The sequence below is a fragment of the Sphingomonas sp. NCPPB 2930 genome, assembly GCF_042867205.1.
Lineage (GTDB): Bacteria > Pseudomonadota > Alphaproteobacteria > Sphingomonadales > Sphingomonadaceae > Sphingomonas.
This window is the reverse complement of sequence record NZ_JBHZQU010000003.1, coordinates 122,811-136,758: the sequence shown is the minus strand read 5'-3', so window position 1 is coordinate 136,758 and position 13,948 is coordinate 122,811. Positions and strand designations below refer to the sequence as shown.

Genomic DNA, 13,948 nt, shown 5'->3' with positions numbered 1-13,948 from the left:
GGCCCGGCCTTCGGGGGTCAGGAAATCGGGACGCCGCCGGTGACCGCGACGACGTTACCGGACATATAGCTGCCCTCGGCGGAGGCGAGCAGCACGTAGGCGGGGGCCAGTTCGCCCGGCTGTCCGGCGCGCCCGATCGGCGTGTCATGGCCAAGCGTCTCCAGTTCCTGCGGCGATTTGGCGATCGGCTGGATGGGAGTCCAGATCGGGCCGGGCGCCACCGCGTTCACGCGAATGCCGTCACCTGCCAGAAGGTTGGAAAGCCCCACCGTCAGGCTCGATATCGCGCCCTTGGTCGCGGCATAGACGATCATCGACTTGTTGGCGATCTTGGCCTGCTCGCTGGTCGTGTTGATGATCGCCGAGCCCGGCTTCATGTACGGTGCAGCCGCCTTGGCGAGACGGATCATCGCAAAGACATTGGCAGCGAAGGCGTCCTGCATCTCATCATCGTCGATGCTGTCGAGCCCCTCGTTCATGGTCTGGGCGGCGGCATTGTTGACGAGGACGTCTAGCCCGCCCAGCTCCGCGACGGTGCGCTCGACCAGGCTGGCGCAATGATCCCGGTCGCGTATGTCGCCGGGCAGCAACAGGCAACGCCGTCCCGCCTTTTCGACCCAGCGGCGCGTTTCCTCCGCATCGGCCTGTTCGTCGGCCAGGTAGGAGATGGCGATGTCGGCCCCCTCACGGGCATAGGCGATGGCGACGGCCCGGCCGATGCCTGAGTCCCCGCCGGTGATGAGCGCGATCCGGTCCGTGAGCAGCCCCTTGCCGACATAGCTCTCCTCGCCATGGTCGGGCTTGGTGTGCATCGCGGTGGTCAGGCCGGGGCTGGGCTGGTGCGGCTCGTCGGGAAAATGCGTCGGCTGGCTGGTGCGGGGATCGTCGGTCATGTCGGTTCCTGCTGAAAGGGGTCAGCAGCAAACGGCTCACCCGGAATAACGTGCCGAAGCATCGCCATTCCCTGCTTGAGCCGAGTTTTGCCAGACCGACCAACGGGATGCTTGAGGAAACGATATATTGTCTTATCGTTCAGGATGCGCCAGCAGGCGGCCTTCCACGCCATCGGTGATGGCGGACGACAGGACCGTGAACGTGAACCACTCTCGCCTCGATATTCTTCATGCCCTGCGCGCGGGCGCCCTGCTTGGACTGGTCGCCATGACGCCGCTTCCCGCTTTGGCGGAGCAGGTCGGGTCGGACGATCTGTCCGCCAGGATCCTGCCGCCGACGATGCCGTGGAAGGGCGCGAGCGAGCGGCTGATCGTCCCGGCGGACGACCCCTGGATTACCCCGGCCGAGGCCGCGGCCTTCCGCACCACGCCGCGCTATGCCGAGGTTCGCGCATGGCTGGAACGGCTCGACGCGGCATCGCCGTTGATTTCCGTGCAGAGCTTCGGCCGCACGACCGAGGGGCGCGAGATGATCTATGTCCGCGCCAGCAAGGGCGGGCCCGGCAAGCCGGTCGTGCTGATCCAGGGCGGCATCCATTCGGGCGAGATCGACGGCAAGGATGCCGGGCTGATGCTGTTGCGCGACATCGCGTTGCGCGGCAAGGACAGCCTGCTCGACACCGTCGATCTGGTATTCGTCCCGATCTACAATATCGACGGCCACGAACAGCGCAGCGCGTACAACTATCCGCATATTCGCGGCCCGGCCGAAAAGGGCCGCGATGCGAATGCGCGCGATATCGACCTCAACCGTGATTATGCCAAGCTTGACGCGCCGGAGTCGCGCGCGATGATCGGCCTGATCCGCGCGCTCGATCCGATCCTCTATATCGACTGCCATGTCAGCGAAGGCTTCGACATGCAGTATGACGTGACCTTCACCTATGCAGGCTGGGGCAAATATGCGCGGCATCGTGCGACGGCGGGGTGGTTGGAGAACCGCTTCGGTCCGGCCGTGTCGCAGGCGCTGACGGCCGCAGGGCATGTCCCGACCATCTATCCCAGCCCCATCGACACACGCCAGCCCGACAAGGGCATACGCTACAGCCCCGAAGGGCCGCGCTATTCGACGGGCTATGGCGACTTCATCGGCATGCCGACGGTGCTGGTCGAGAACCACATGCTGAAGCCCTATCGTCGGCGGGTGCTGGGCACCTATGTGCTGATGGAGGCGGCGCTGAGGATCGCCGGGACCGATGCCGCCCGCATCGCCGCCGCCAAGGCCGAGGACCGGGGCAGCCGCCCGGCCGAACTCCTGACCCGCTGGCAGCCTGCGCCCACGCCGATCGGATGGGTGGAGGATTTCAAGGGCGTGGCGTTCGACACCTATCTGTCACCCGCCTCGGGCCGCCGGGAGCAGCGCTGGCTGGGCAAGCCCATCTCCTTTCGCATGCCGATCATCGGTCAGCAGCCGGTCGAGACGGTCCGCCTGCCCAAAGCCTGGTGGGTGCCGTCCGCGCAGACCGAGGTGATCGACCGCCTGCGCCTGCACGGCATCGCGTTCGAGACGATCGCCACGCCCCGCACGCTGACGGTCGATCGGGTCCGGCTGATCGATCCCAAGGTGACGCAGCCCAAGGAGGGGCGCTATCCGATCACCGCGCGCTTCGAGCATCGACCGGCCGAACAGGCCATGCCTGCGGGCAGCGTGCGGGTGCCCGCCGACCAGCCGCTCGGCCTGCTCGCCGCCGCGCTGCTGGAGCCGGAGAGCCAGGATTCCTTCCTGGCCTGGGGCTTCTTCCCCGAGATGCTGGCACCGGCGCCGGATACGGACGCCTTCGTCCTCGCCAGGCTGGGCGAACATGTCCTGGCGACCCAGCCCGAGGTGAAGGCCGTGTTCGAGGCCAGGCTGCGGGACGAGCCGGGCTTTGCCGCCGATCCCGATGCGCGGCTGGCCTGGCTCTATGCGCAGGCCGGGCCGGGGCATCCCCATGTGCTGCAATATCCGGTGGCGCGGGAGGTGGACTGAGGCTCAGCCTCCCGCCTGGTCGTCGAACCGTGGCGCGCGCCGAAACTCGTCCCGCCCGAACGGCCGGTCGTAGAAGACATAGCCGTAATAGAAGGATCGCAGACGGGCATGAAAGGCGCGGATGCGATCCTGATAGGCCAGCTGCGCGGTCAGGTCGGTCCGCGCCAGCCGGGTAAGCAGCGCCTGCACCCCGACCGAGGGCAGTACCCAGCCAAAGGCGCGGCCCGCCCGGTCGCGCCGTTCCAGCGCGGCGCGATAGGCCTGCACCTTGGGCGCGACGCTCTCGTCGCCATTCTGGTGGAAGGCAAGATACCATTTATAGTGGAAGTCGCTCCCCAGCGGCGGGGAGTCCGCCAATTCGGGATGCGTGGCATAGAAGCGGCGCATCGTCGCCTCGCGCGGGATGTCCCAGGCATGGTTGACGACCTCGCGTTGTGCGAGCGCGATCTCGGCACCCTGTCCGACCGGAATGGCGCGATCGATGACGACATTGCCGAGGGTCGGCACGATCAGCACCAGCACAAGCCAGGCGGCGGCCAGCGTCGCGGCATTGGCGACCGAACTCCACCGCAACTGCCCGACCAGTACGGCCAGGCCGATCCAGAACAGCAGATAGGCGACGATCACGCCCAGGACGAGCAGGACGACGCCGACCGCGACCCCCTCGACCGCCGCTGCCACCGCGAACGGCAGGCCGAGCGCGGCCCATAGCAGGATCAGGCGCAACCCGGTCCTCCGCCGCCACAGCGCCGCACCACCGCGCGGCAACGCGTCGAGCATGCGCTGCCGCCCGGCCTCCCGCTCGCCCGACACCAGATCGTGGAACAGCGCGATCACGAACAGCGGGGCGAGGAACACCAGCACGAAGGCGAAGTCGAACCGGCCGGGCAGGGCGACCTCGGGGTTGAAGGTGTCGCCGTCATAGATCTGCGCTTCCAGCCCCAGCGCGCGAACGCGCAGGATGTAGGGCGCGACGTCGCGCATGCCCAGCGCCGCGAAAGCCAGCGGCGCGGGCGCGTCCCACGTGGCGTGAAAGCTGTAATAGGCCGCGCTTCCGGCGTCCTTGGTCCGGACGACATAGTCGGCGACCGCGCCGATATCCTCGGCCTGGGCGGGCGGAATGGCGGCGATGGCGGCCCGCTGGCGAGCGACCTCGGCCATGCCCGTTCCCAGCGCGGCGACGGTCAACAGCGCGAGCAGCACCAGCGCAAGGACGCTCAGCCGCTGGCGCAGCAACAAGCGAAGTTCGTGCCGCCACAAGGTCATCGGCGTGCTCCCAGTCGGCGGGTGGCCAGCCCCAGCAAGGCCAGGGCGGCGATCAGCCACAGGCTCAATATGGCGAGGCCGGGCAGCGCGGCCCGTGCCAGCGTCGCGTCGGTGGGGGCGACGAAATGGAAATCGGGGATCGCCCGCCAATGCGCGCCGCCGATCCGCTTGCGCCGGTCGGCCCCCGCATCGGTGGCGGTATCGTCGGCATAGCTGACATCCTCGGCCTGCATCCGGTTCAGCCGCTGGACCAGCGCATAGCGATAGACCTCGGCCTGTTCGAGGAACCGGCGATGCGCGGCGAAGTCGGTGCCGGCCGCCGCCATCGACAGCCCGCGCAGCGCGATGGCGGGGCTGAACAGTCCGGCGGCGCTCACCAGTCCATTCTGCCGGGCCTGCGCGGCGAAGCTCTGCGCGGCATAGCGGTCGAACAGTTCGGAGGTCAGCCGCTCCCCCTCCAGCGCCAGCAGCCCCTTATAGTTGATCGGCAGATCCTCGACCCGCTTGACATGGTAGCGGTCGAGCAGCGCCTGCTTGAATTGCACGAAATGGGGATCGTCGGGATTGTGGCTGTCCCCCATGCGGCGCAGGTCGCGCCCGATGGCGACATCGGTCTGCAGGCGGTTCTGCAAGGGCACGGTGCCGCTCGCCAGGTCGGGCACGGCGCGGGGCAGCAGCACCGTCGTCACGGCCCACAAGGCGACCAGCACCAGCAACGCATCGCGGCTGCGGCGGACCCAGGCCGAGACGAGCAGGATCAGCACCACCCACAACCCCAGATAGAGCAGATAACCCAGCGCGATCACCAGCATCGGCAGGCCCAGCGCGCCCGGCTGTCCGGCGATGACCAGCAGGCCGAGCATCGCCGGTGCGGCGGCCGCCAACGCCAGCGCGACCAGCGCGAGCAGCTTGCCCGCCACCACCTGTCGCCGCGACGCCCCCTGCAACATCAGCAGGCGCAGCGTGCCGCGCTCGGTTTCGCGCGCCAGACTGCCGAACCCCAGGAAGATCAGCAGCAGCGGGGCGACGATCTGAAGCACGAAGGCCGGGGTGAGCTGGCCGAAGCGGATCAGCAGCGAGCTTTGCCGGACATCGCCGAAATTCGCGGTATTCTGTCGATGTCCTTCCAGGAACATGCTGTTGCCGGTAAAGGCATCGACACCCGGATCGAATGCCGCGAGCGGGCTGAGCGGGCGAAAGATGAAATGGCCATAATGGACCATCCGGTGCGGATGCCGGTCGGGCTGCGCGTCGAAGGCGTGTTCGGCCTCATGCTGATGCCGCTGGCGCAGCTCGGCGACGCCGCGCTGGTGCGACCAGCTGCTCGCGACCGCCACCAGCGTCAGCAGCACGATCAGCGCAAAGGCGATCAGGGCGACACGGTTGCGCAACATCAGCCGCAACTCGTCGCGCGCGATCAGGCGGACGATCCTCATGCGGCGATCCGCTCCCCGCTCACCTGGAACCGGGCATGGAGCGCGCGCACGTCGAACCGGTCCGGCCCGCTCGCCGTCACCCGGTGGGTGACCCGACCGGCCTCCAGAAAGGCGATCTCGTCGGCGACGTCGGCGGCGCTCAGCAGATCGTGCGTCACCATCAGCACGGCGGTGCCGCGTTCGCGCACGGCGGACACCAGCGCATTGAAATCCGCCGTGGCGCGCGGATCGAGCCCGGAGGTCGGCTCGTCGAGCAGCAGGACGGGGACGGCGCGGAGCAGCGCGACGGCGATCGCCACCTTCTGCCGCATGCCCTTGGAGAAACCGCCCAGCCGCTGGTCCCAGGCACGCTCCTGTAACCCGGCGGCCCGCAGCGCCTCGACGATCGCGTCGCGCCCCTGCCGCTCGCCGCTGAGCGCCAGCAGGTAATCGGCATTCTCGATGGCCGAGAGATGCTCGTAGAGTGCGACATTCTCGGGCAGATAGGCGATGTGGCGACGCGCGGCGTCGGGGGCCGTGCCGGGATCTACGCCGCACACCGCGATCCGCCCCGATTGCGCGCGCGTAAAGCCCAGCAGCGTGGACAGGGTGGTCGACTTGCCCGCGCCATTGCCGCCCAGCAACGCGGTGATGCTGCCCGATCCCACGGCCAGGGACAGCCCGTCGAGAACGCGATGATCGCCATAGGCGACCGACAGGTCCTCGATCAGGATCGGGGCGGATGGTGGGAGCGACATGGATACCTCGATGCTCGGATGTCCGGCACCTCTGCACCATGCGCGTCGCGGAGACAATATATCATGAAAAATCGGTCATGCAGCGCGTCCTGGCGCGCGCGGCCATGCCGTCGGTAACGTCGGGCAAGGAGCCGCCGGCATCCCGTGTTGCGGGGATGCCGGCGGAAGGGATCACTCGGCGGCTTCGAGCAGTCGCTCGGGCTTCAGCGCGCGGCTGGAGCCGCCATCGACCGCGACCGGCACCGATCCGGCGATCGTCGCGCGGCGCAGGTGGCGCTTCTGCCTGCCGAAGTCCGCGATCGCGCGGTGCTGGGTCGCACGATTGTCCCAGATCGCCACATCGCCCGGCTGCCAGCGCCATCGGACGGTGTTTTCCGGTTTGGTGATCTGATCCTGAAGGATCTGGAACACACGGTTGGAATCGTCACGGCTCAGCCCGACGAAGCTCTTGACGAAATTGCCCAGCAGAAGCGCCTTCTCGCCGGTCACCGGGTGGACGTGCACCACCGGATGCTCGGTCTCATAGACGGTGGAGGCGAATATCTCGCGGTGGCGGCGGATCGCCTCCGACGATGCCTCGGGGCTGGCGGTGGCATAGTCATAGGCATTGGTGTGAATCGCGCGCAGGTCGTGGACCAGGGCCTTGAGCGGGGCGGACAGCCCCTCATAGGCGGCGACGGCATTGGCCCAGAGCGTGTCGCCGCCCGCCGGTGGGATCACCAGCGCGCGCAGGATCGACGCGGCGGGGAAGGCGGGCAGGAAGGTGATGTCGGTATGCCATTGCGACGCCGCTTCGCCCTCGCGCGAGTTGAGTTCGAGCAGGAAGCGCGATCCTTCCGCCACCGGGACGGTCGGATGCGCCAGCGGCTCGCCGAGCCGGGCGGCAAAGGCCTCGTGCGCTTCGTCGTCCAGCTGGGTCTGGCCGCGGAAGAAGATCACCTTGTGGCGGCCGAGCGCCCGCTTGATCGCATCGACGGTCAGGTCGTCCAGGTCGCCCGACAGGGCGACGCCCCGGATCTCCGCGCCGATCCGCCCGGCCACGGGCACGATGTCGAGCGGGCTCTGCGCGTCGGCGGCGTTATCGAACTGGTGTTGGATCACGGTCATGTCACACACTCCTTCAGGCTTCGACGGGAACGGAGGCCGCGCGGGTGTCGAGCGCGCGGCGGATCGCGGCGTGGCGGGTCTGGTCGAGCGGGAAGTGCCAGATCAGCGCAGCCGAGATGATGTGCGCGGCGGCGGGGCCGAGCGCGAAGACGTATTTCAGGGCCTCCAGCGCGGCGGGCGCGCTATGCCCTCCGGGCCGGAAACCCACCCAGGCGAGGAGCGGGAGCGCGAGGCCGATGCCGATCGCGGGACCCGCCTTGGACGCCAGGCTGAAAACGGAGAAGAACAGGCCGGTGCGGTTGTGCCCCGTCGCCAGTTCATGGGCATCGGCGACGTCCGCGACCATCGCGCGCAGCATCAGGTTGCCCGAGGCCTGGGTCAGCCCCTGCGCCACCGCCAGCGCGACCAGCAGCCACAGCGTGTCGGGAAAGACCGCGAGCAGGCCGATATTGATCGCCGCCTGCACCAGCTCGCCCGTGATCGCCGTTTCGCGCTTGCCCAGCCGCCGCCCGATCGCCAGCCAGAGCGGCCCGGCGACGACGCCGAAGACGAATTGCAGCAGGTACAGGCCGCTCGCCCATTGCGCGAGGCCCATATAGCTGATGCAGAAGAAGGCGATCAGCCCGGCGCGGATCGACTGGCCCGCGGTCACCGCCAGGTCGGAGGCGAGCACGCGCAGGAGCAGCCGGTCGCGAAAGACGATCGTGGCCGTCCGCCAGAATCCGATGCGGTGATGCGACTGGCTTGGCAGCGTGGGCTCAGGCAGCGCGGACAGGGTCAGGAGGAGCGTGGGCAACAGCGTCGCCAGGACGAAGGCGCCCGATACATGGAGCTTCGCGTTCGGCGCAGCCGCGCTTCCTCGATCCATCAGCGTCGGCAGGACCAGGATCAGCAACAGGCCGATCGACCGCAGCACCTGTTGATAGGTCATGATGCGGGTGCGCTCGTGATAGTCGCCCGACACCTCGCCTGCCCAGGCCCAGGACGGCACCTCGATCATGGTCCATCCGATGGTGTACACGAACAGCGTCGCCGCCAGATAGAGTGGCCCGGGAGCCGTCGGCGGGAAGAAGAGGGCGATGGACGCCAGCCCGAACAGGAGCCCGCCGCCCGCGATCCAGGGTTTGCGGCGACCGAAACGGGTGCGGCTGCGGTCGCTCAGGGCACCGACGATCGGATCGGTGACGACGCTCCAAAGGCGGACCAGGAACAGGATGATCCCGAGCGCGGCCAAGGGAATGCCGTAGTGGCTGGCATAGATTTGCGGGACGAAGAGGGCGATTGCCAACTCCGCACCCCAGGCGGGAACCTCTAGCGATCCGAAGGCGCTCAGCCGTGCCGCACCGTAACGCTGGCCCGGTGCTGCAAGGGGTGGCGCCGGTCGGGGCGCGGGGTGATCGCGTTCGATTGCGGGCAGGGGAATGCTGGCCATCGCCGTCTCCGTCAGAAACGGACCTTGAGCGTCGCGCCATAGGTGCCCGGATCGCCCAGAATGGCGGAGACGAGCCCGTAATTGATGACGTTCAAGGTCTGGAAATAGTCTTTGTCGAACAGGTTGCGCGCCCAGACCGACAGGTCGTAGCGGCCGTCTTCGCCCAGCCGGACCCCGGCGCGCGCATTGACCAAGCCATAGCCGGGGACCAACCCGTATCGGCTGTTGCTGGCGACGGTGTAATAGGAGGAGCGATACGACCAGTCGCCGTGCAGATAGGCCTCCGCACCCCCGCCGATCGGACGGGTGACATCGCCGCCGACCGAGGCCGCCCATTTGGGCACGCCCGCCAGCCGCTGGCCGGTGAAGTCGCGCGCGGGCGAGCCGCCGGGACTGGCGGCGGTCGGGTTGAGCGCCTCCACCGGGGTCGGGCCGTTGGGATAGTCGCGATAGGTGGCGTCGGTATAGGCGATCGAGCCGGTCAGGCTCAGCCAGTCGGCCGGGCGCACCGCCAGATCGCCCTCGAACCCGCGCGAGCGGACCTTGGGGATATTGGCGATATAGTTGATATAGGTGTTGGTGCCGATCACCTGCTGGACGATCGTCGTCTGATAATCGGTGACATTGGTCTGATAGGCGGCGAGGTTCAGCGTCACGCGCCGGTCGAGAAACTGGGACTTCAGCCCGAGCTCGAAATTGTCGACCGTCTCGGTCCTGACGATGGGATCGACGCCGCTGGGCAGATTGGTGAGGTTCAGCCCCGGCGACTTCGCCCCGCGCGAATAGGTGGCATAGACCAGCACGTCCTCGCCCGGCTTCCAGCCCAGCGTCGCCAGTCCGGAGACGCTGTCGTCGTCGGTGTCGACCGAAAAGGCCTGGTTCGGAACCAGCGCGTTGCGGATCGCGGCGACGCGCGCGACCTGCGCTGCGGTCAGCCCGGTGGTCGGCTGCGCGAAGAGGCGATCATTGGCATAGCTGCCCCATTTCTCCTCATGGGTGTAGCGAAGGCCGCCGGTCAGGCTCAGCGCGGGCGTGATGTGCCAGGTCGCCTGGCCGAAGACCGCGCCGCTCTTCGTATGCGGATCGGACCGGTAGGCGGACAGCAGGCCGTTGGTGGCGATGCTCGCCACCCTCTGATCGTCGGTCGGGAAGAGGGCGAGTGCGGCATCCGACCCGAATTCGGTGCGGCCATAGCCGCGCACCACCTGCTGGAAATAATAGACGCCCAGCACCCAGTCGACCGCGCGCGAACCGGTCGAGGCGAGCCGCAATTCCTGGCTGAACTGGCGCTGGAAGTTGAGGATATGCCCCTGCGTGTTGATCGACAGCGCGGTCAGGTCGCCATCGTTGCGCGGAAACCAGTTCCATTGCCGGGCCGCGGTGATCGACGTCAGCGCGGCGCCGCCCAGATCGTAATCGACCTGTCCCGACACGCCCCAGGTGTCCATATTGGCCTGGAACGGCGAATTGGCATCGGTCCGCCTGGCAAAGGGATCAAGCGGCAGCGGCGTATAGTTGGGAAAGCGCGCCAGCCGCTGTTCGAAGCTGTTCGCGATCGCCCTGCCATTGTCATAGGTCGCGAAGGTCCGCACCGGCAGGTTGATGCAGCAGGACTGGTCCTGCTGCCCCCAGTCGCCGATGATGCGGATGGTCAGCGCCGGGGCCGGGGTCAGCAGCAACTGGCCGCGCACCGTCGCATTCTCATAATCATGGACGCGGCGGCGGGTGGTCGTGTCGTAGAGGAAACCGTCGCGCGTGGTATAGGCGGCGCTCAGACGAAAGGCGGCCAGGCCGTCGATCAGCGGGCCGGTGACCGAGCCGCGCAACTGTCGATAGTCGTAATTGCCGATATCGGCCTGGCCATCGGCATGCCATTGGAATTGCGGCAGGCGGCTGGAAATGTTGATCGCGCCGGCGGTGGTGTTCTTGCCGAACAGCGTGCCCTGCGGCCCGCGCAGCACCTCGACCCGGTCGAGATCGACGAGATCGAACTGGCTCTGCCCGACGCGTCCGTAATAGACATTGTCGATATAGACGCCGACGCCATTCTCCAGACCGTCATTGGTCAGCGCGACGTTGGAGCCCAGCCCGCGTATATTGATGTTGGTATTGCGCGGGTTGAAGCTGAAGACCTGAAGCGACGGCACCAGTTGCTGCACCTGGTCGAGCCGGTAATCGCCGCGCAGGCCGAGCTGCTCGGCACCGACGACGCTGAGCGCGATCGGCACGTCCTGGGCCCGCTCCTCGCGCCGCCGGGCGGTGACGACGACGTCGCCGGATCCATCAGGCGCGGCTTCGGGCTCGGCATTCTCGGTGGCGCCGCTCGCGGGCACGGCATGGCTGGCGAGAACGACTTGCGCTTCGGCACTGGACGGCATCAAAGCCGTGGCGGCCAGCAACAGGCAGCGGCGCTCCAACACGAGCGTCATCGCCGCCGAAAATCCCCTTTTCATGGATTGGCTTTCTTATGGTTCTGGCAATGGGACCAAGGCGCGGGCCATCGGCCGCCGACGCACGGATGGCGTCGAACCCTTGCCGGTCCCGATCATGGTTCAGAGGTTAGAAGCGGGCGCGACTGGCCCGCAGCACAGGCGGATCGTGACAGCGGTTCGAGGTCATGGACGGCTCCTCACCGGGCGCCACTCGGCGCCACGGGTCAAAGCCTATCAAATCGATGGGAGTTGCGAGAAAAGCATATATTGCCGGTCAGCTAGGCGAGCTATCCGGTTCCATGAGACAGGTTATGACGATCGCGGCGGCCCCGGATCCTCCGTCGACCGGCAGAAACGGCGGGGAGGCTCAGCGCCGAAGCGCGAAATCGATCGGGACTTCGACGGTCACGGGATCGCCGGGAATGCCATCCTCGACGGGCGGCACGGGGGAGGCGCGGCGGGCCGTTGCGCACGCTTCCTGATCGAGCAGCGGAAAGCCGCTGCCGTGGATCAGCTCGACCGCCGTCACCTCGCCGGAACGGCGCAGCGTGATCGCGATGCGAGCCACGCCCTGCTGCCGCGCCGCCTCGGCCTGACGGGGATAGTGTCGGTAGCGCTTGAGATGGCCGAGCAGCCTGGCGCGCCAGTCGGCGGCGGCGCTGGCCGATGACGTCGGGCTGGCGGGCGTGGCCGGGGCGGATGCCGGGGGCATGGCGGGGCCTGCGACCGGGGCCGCCATCCCCGTTGCCTGAGGCTGGAAAGCGGGGGCAGGCGGCGAGGCGGGCATGGCGTGGACAGGAGAGATCGGGACAGGGGAGATCGGGGCGGCCGGCGTCGGCGCGCTTGTATCGGTCGTCGCGGGCGGTGGCGTGGCCTTTGACGGCAACCGGGGCGGGGAGGGGGAGGTGCTGGGCTCCACGACCGGCGTGAGTGGAATGGACTGGGCGAGGAACACCGCCGTCTCTCCGGCATCGACCGAGGGGATTGGCGGTGCGATCCACCGAATGCTGAACAGCAGCGCGCCGACCGTCATGCTGACCAAGAGCGCCGCCGTGCCGAATGCCCGCGCCTGGACGGGCTGGCGGTAGCCGCTTCGGTCTCGTCCGCCGCTAAAAGCCATGTTCCAGCCTGATGCTCGCAGCGGTGCGGCGGAAGGAATAGAGCCAGTCGACATTGCTCGTCACCCGGTTGTGCTGAAGGAGGATATTCGGGGTCAGCCCGGCGAGGCGCAGCCTGGGCAGGCGCAGCACGGCGGTCAGGTTCGTCTCGCGGTCATGACGCACCGCGCCCAGCAGATCGCTATAGCCCCGATGATCCCGCTGGCGGACGGAGCCGATCAGCGTCAGGTCCGCCCAATCCGAAAAGCCGTGCGCCATGCCCATCCGCGCACCGACATGGCGATAGGCATTGGCGCGGGCGGCGGCCTGCTTGTCGCCGCCCTCCACCCCGCCGAACAGCGTCCATCCGCCGCGAAGCGATAGCCAGAAGGTGGCATTGGCTTCGGTCAAGGCGCCGTCCAGATCGTCATGGCCACCGTGGTAATCGAACTGCCGCCGCGCCAGCTCGACACGGATCGCGGTGCTTGGCGACGGGCTGACCATCGCCTCGGCGCGAAGGCCCGGCGCGGCGTAGAGCAGGCGATGGCCGAACCCTGCAAGGTCGAAGGTCGGCGACAGGGTCAGGCTATATCGCGCGGTCTGATGATCATAGCCGATCTGCGCGCTCAGCATCGCTTGGTCATAGGTGCCATGGCCCGGCCAGATGTCGCCATAGAGAAAGGCGCGGGCGAGCAGCCCACCATGTCCGCCAAGCGGTATCCGGCGGCTGGCATTGCCCTCGACATTGACGCCGACCGAGGCGATGGCCGGTGGCAGGGTCCGGTCGATCAGGCAGCGGCCGTCCTGGCCGATCAGCAGGCAGGTCTGGCTGGCCGAGGTCTGGTTCAGGTTGCTGCTGTAACCCGGCCCCATCGCGATCATCCCCTGCCAGCCGCGTCGGCGGTCCAGCACCGAGAGAAAGGTGTCGACCGAGCGGCGGACCCCGGCGGCGCGCTCGCCCTGATCGGCGAGATCGGCCCGAATGTCGCGGAACAGCGTGCGGGCTTCGCGGTCCTTGCGGTTCTCGAACAGGACGCGACCGAGTTCCAGCCGACCGGGCAGGAAGTCGGGCTGGATGGCCAGCAGCGCGCGATAGGCCCGTTCGGCCTCGCCCAGCCGCCCCTCGCTGCGCGCCAGTCCGCCCCGCGCCCAGGCGACGAGCATCGGATCGGGATTGGCGAGCGCCAGATAGGCGGGCAGGAAACGGCGGACATCGGACCATTGCCTGCGCGCGACCGACAGGTATAGCGCGCGGCCCAGATCGTCGGGATTGTTGGCGACGCTGTAGGTCTGACCATCGATGGTGATGCTGGTCGGCCGATCGCTCGCCTCGATGGCCGCGCGTTCGCGGGCGGTGGGGCGGCGGTCGATGCCGGGGTCGAGGCGAAGGCGATCGTCTTCGCTGCGCGCGGTCTGGGCATGGACGGTGCCCGACGACAGGAACGCCGACAGCGAAAGGAACCCGAGAAGGAGGATATGGCGCATAAGAGCTCGGCGAAGCCGGGGCTCCCGCAAGGGA

At 68.0% G+C, this 13,948-nt stretch carries 11 protein-coding genes; 2 read left to right on the top strand and 9 right to left on the bottom strand.

What is annotated here, in order from left to right:
- Positions 1-17: 17 nt before the first annotated feature.
- Positions 18-893 carry an SDR family oxidoreductase gene (locus ACFX59_RS05725; RefSeq protein ID WP_387430486.1) on the bottom strand — a complete coding sequence of 292 codons (876 nt, stop codon included), beginning with the start codon at positions 891-893 and terminating at the stop codon, positions 18-20.
- A 268-nt stretch (positions 894-1,161) separates the two neighbouring features.
- Between ACFX59_RS05725 and ACFX59_RS05720 the strand changes: the two genes are divergently transcribed.
- The gene (locus ACFX59_RS05720) at positions 1,162-2,922 is read left to right on the top strand and encodes a M14 family metallopeptidase (protein ID WP_387430484.1); all 1,761 of its coding nucleotides are present in this window, start codon (positions 1,162-1,164) and stop codon (positions 2,920-2,922) included.
- A gap of 3 nt (positions 2,923-2,925) precedes the next feature.
- Here ACFX59_RS05720 and ACFX59_RS05715 read toward each other — a convergent pair whose 3' ends face one another.
- The 7 genes from ACFX59_RS05715 to ACFX59_RS05685 all read right to left on the bottom strand — a co-directional run bounded on the left by ACFX59_RS05715 (position 2,926) and on the right by ACFX59_RS05685 (position 12,071).
- Complete coding sequence (locus ACFX59_RS05715; protein WP_387430482.1) at positions 2,926-4,188, bottom strand: DUF3526 domain-containing protein; 1,263 nt, start codon at positions 4,186-4,188, stop codon at positions 2,926-2,928.
- Positions 4,185-5,624 carry a DUF3526 domain-containing protein gene (locus ACFX59_RS05710; protein ID WP_387430479.1) on the bottom strand — a complete coding sequence of 480 codons (1,440 nt, stop codon included), beginning with the start codon at positions 5,622-5,624 and terminating at the stop codon, positions 4,185-4,187. The genes ACFX59_RS05715 and ACFX59_RS05710 overlap by 4 nt, the downstream gene beginning before the upstream one ends.
- The gene (locus tag ACFX59_RS05705) at positions 5,621-6,361 is read right to left on the bottom strand and encodes an ABC transporter ATP-binding protein (RefSeq protein ID WP_387430477.1); all 741 of its coding nucleotides are present in this window, start codon (positions 6,359-6,361) and stop codon (positions 5,621-5,623) included. The genes ACFX59_RS05710 and ACFX59_RS05705 overlap by 4 nt, the downstream gene beginning before the upstream one ends.
- Before the next feature lie 171 nt (positions 6,362-6,532).
- Positions 6,533-7,468: a TauD/TfdA dioxygenase family protein gene (locus ACFX59_RS05700; RefSeq protein WP_387430475.1), complete on the bottom strand. Its 936-nt coding sequence runs from the start codon at positions 7,466-7,468 to the stop codon at positions 6,533-6,535.
- A gap of 13 nt (positions 7,469-7,481) precedes the next feature.
- The gene (locus ACFX59_RS05695) at positions 7,482-8,900 is read right to left on the bottom strand and encodes an MFS transporter (RefSeq protein ID WP_387430473.1); all 1,419 of its coding nucleotides are present in this window, start codon (positions 8,898-8,900) and stop codon (positions 7,482-7,484) included.
- A gap of 11 nt (positions 8,901-8,911) precedes the next feature.
- Positions 8,912-11,353, bottom strand: coding sequence for a TonB-dependent receptor (locus ACFX59_RS05690; RefSeq protein WP_387430471.1), 2,442 nt, complete (start codon positions 11,351-11,353; stop codon positions 8,912-8,914).
- Between the two features lie 346 nt (positions 11,354-11,699).
- On the bottom strand, positions 11,700-12,071 hold the full coding sequence (locus tag ACFX59_RS05685; protein ID WP_354293847.1) for an energy transducer TonB: 372 nt from the start codon (positions 12,069-12,071) through the stop codon (positions 11,700-11,702).
- Positions 12,072-12,117: 46 nt separating this feature from the next.
- Here ACFX59_RS05685 and ACFX59_RS05680 point away from each other — a divergent pair, with 46 nt between their 5' ends.
- Positions 12,118-12,420: a hypothetical protein gene (locus ACFX59_RS05680; protein ID WP_387430469.1), complete on the top strand. Its 303-nt coding sequence runs from the start codon at positions 12,118-12,120 to the stop codon at positions 12,418-12,420.
- 21 nt (positions 12,421-12,441) lie between these two features.
- Here ACFX59_RS05680 and ACFX59_RS05675 read toward each other — a convergent pair whose 3' ends face one another.
- Complete coding sequence (locus ACFX59_RS05675) at positions 12,442-13,914, bottom strand: surface lipoprotein assembly modifier (protein ID WP_387430467.1); 1,473 nt, start codon at positions 13,912-13,914, stop codon at positions 12,442-12,444.
- Between the last annotated feature and the right edge of the window lie 34 nt (positions 13,915-13,948).